This is a genomic window from Psychromonas sp., assembly GCF_983033635.1.
In genome coordinates this window covers 1-2269 of record NZ_CEZLMY010000306.1, presented here as the reverse complement: position 1 = coordinate 2269, position 2269 = coordinate 1, and the positions used below count along the sequence as shown (strand labels likewise).

General features: G+C 38.3%; 3 protein-coding genes. All 3 read left to right on the top strand.

Features of this window, described 5'->3' with window-relative positions; translation table 11 throughout:
• Positions 1-488, top strand: a 488-nt coding sequence (locus tag AC4GME_RS18800) for a PTS transporter subunit EIIC (RefSeq protein ID WP_490380038.1), incomplete at its 5' end; no start/stop codon positions are given.
• Positions 489-642: 154 nt separating this feature from the next.
• On the top strand, positions 643-1299 hold the full coding sequence (locus AC4GME_RS18795; RefSeq protein ID WP_490378790.1) for a DUF4328 domain-containing protein: 657 nt from the start codon (positions 643-645) through the stop codon (positions 1297-1299).
• 274 nt (positions 1300-1573) lie between these two features.
• Positions 1574-1714, top strand: a complete 141-nt coding sequence (locus AC4GME_RS18790) for a hypothetical protein (RefSeq protein ID WP_490380037.1) — start codon at positions 1574-1576, stop codon at positions 1712-1714.
• The last annotated feature ends 555 nt before the right edge of the window (positions 1715-2269 follow it).

Below are 2269 nucleotides of genomic sequence, written 5' to 3'. Positions count from 1 at the left end.
TCACAGGGATGCATCACAGCTTTATCGCAATTGAAATACAACTGCTTGCTGATATTGCAGTTACTGGCGGTACATTTATCTTCCCTATTGCCGCTATGTCTAACATCGCGCAAGGCGGTGCAGCATTAGCCGTCGGATTTAGAACCAAAGATGTCAAACTTGAAGGTATTGCAATTCCATCGGGTGTGACAGCTCTATTGGGTATTACAGAGCCGGCAATGTTTGGTGTTAACTTAAAACTTCGCTATCCGTTTATCGCAGCGATTGTAGCAGCAGCAACAGCAAGTGCGTTCATTACACTGTTTAATGTGAAAGCCGGTGCACTAGGCGCAGCAGGTCTGCCGGGCATTATCTCTATCCGTCCTGAAGATGTTACGCCATATGTAATTGGTATGCTGATTTCGTTTGCAATGTCATTTGTTCTAACAGTTGTACTGGATATACGAGCTAAAAGAAAAGAGTTTGTGCCGGTAGAAATAGCTAAATAAGTACAAGCAGAATTTTACTTATCACTCAAAAACCAGTATCGGGAGATACTGGTTTTTATACCTATCCTACTTTAATCGGTGTTTTGAGGTTGAATAGGTATAAAAGAGCGCAGGTAAATTATTTTGACGTTACCCCTTATAAGGAGAATATAAATTGTCGAGTGTAGAAGAAGGATTTAAAAGTTCAGAATGCCTGACAAAATGGATTAGATACGTGCTCTATGCTCAGATCTTGATTGCCATTTTATCTATTATATTTGGATTCCTAGAGTATCAATTATTATCCGCTTACCAAGAGGGCGTTTATGCTTCGCTGCAAGAAGCTTTTGCCGACGGTGAGGTGGTTATTCAGTTACTGCAAAGCATCGGTATAGCTTCTCTAATTGCCTTTATTGCTTCTGCTGTATTAATCCTCAAGTGGATTTATCGAGCTAATTATAACGCCCGCCAACTTGGCGCACTGAATATGACCTATACTCCAGCCTGGTCTATTGCTTATTACTTTATTCCTATCTTTAACCTATGGAAGCCATATCAGGCAATGAAAGAGATCTGGATGGCCAGTAAAAATCCTCTTGACTGGCGTTTGACAAAGATAAGTCTGATTCTGCCAGTCTGGTGGGCTCTGTGGCTCACATCTAATATGTTAAACCAATCTATTTTCCGCTTATCTGCAAGTGCAGAAGAACTGCCTGAATTAATGAACCTGAATATGTTGTCGCAAATTTCCAATGTGTTGGATATTCCTCTCGCGATAGTTACTCTGGCAATTGTTAATGGCATTTACCGAATGCAAACCAGCCACAAATAAAGTGCTGATTATCTGGCTGGAGGCATCAAGCTCCAGCCACCACCCGCCCAAATAGCGATGTTGATATGCAAATCTCCACACTAAATATCTGAAATTTCTCCATCAGTACTATGGTGGTTTCAACTATGATTCTCATCCTTACTTTAATAATGCAGTAAACTGCTGTTGCTGCTCTTTTTCTTTGCCTGTTACCGTTAGACTGTGATGCACTATTTGGGTTTAAAAAACGGGACACTTCGATTTTGGATAACACTATCTATTATCAAGGCGAATAATGAATACAAAATATCAATCTAAGAATTATACGAGTAAATTTAAAACAGCAGCGTTAATTAACGCAGTTCGTTCTGCAGTAGGCATTCGCCAGATAAAACTGATTCAATATAGATCTGCTAAGGCAGTTAAAAGAGTGTAGTAATTACAATAATACAAGAGTTAGATTAACAAATAAAAGAGCTAGCATTGTTTGGGAAATACTAAATTATCAAGAAGAATATAAATTAAAAGTAACCGTAAAATTAGTTTCACTAATAGAAGTTTATAAAAATAAAGAAGCAAAATAACCTTGTTACAATTGCTAGAGAATAGGACTGAAATCGATCCGGGCTAGAGGCTGCAATTACTCAATAAAATGCCAATCTATAGCTGCAATAAAGTCTCCTTCAACGATCTAATTGCCTTGTAATAGGAGAGGGGGCATATGGTAAAAGCATCAAAGAAGTACCTGCAGCTAAATGCTATTACTGCTTCTTAAAAAGGAGCCATTAGGCTCCTCTTTATTAGTTCCCCTCAAACAATATGAAATATCATTCTCTCTATTGTTGAGCCTCCCTCTTACAAGAGTAAATTTCGTAAAAAAACTTGCTATAAATGGAGTAGATAATCATTTAAAACTGTTTGCTTTTAGCTAAAGCTTTAAGCATATCGCGAGTGACAAGCGTAATGCCTTTTTCAGAAACACGAAAGCCGT

Excerpts from the sequence above, each read along its gene's own strand:
- AC4GME_RS18790 (WP_490380037.1), top strand. The coding sequence starts at position 1,574 with ATGAATACAAAATATCAATCTAAGAATTATACGAGTAAATTTAAAACA.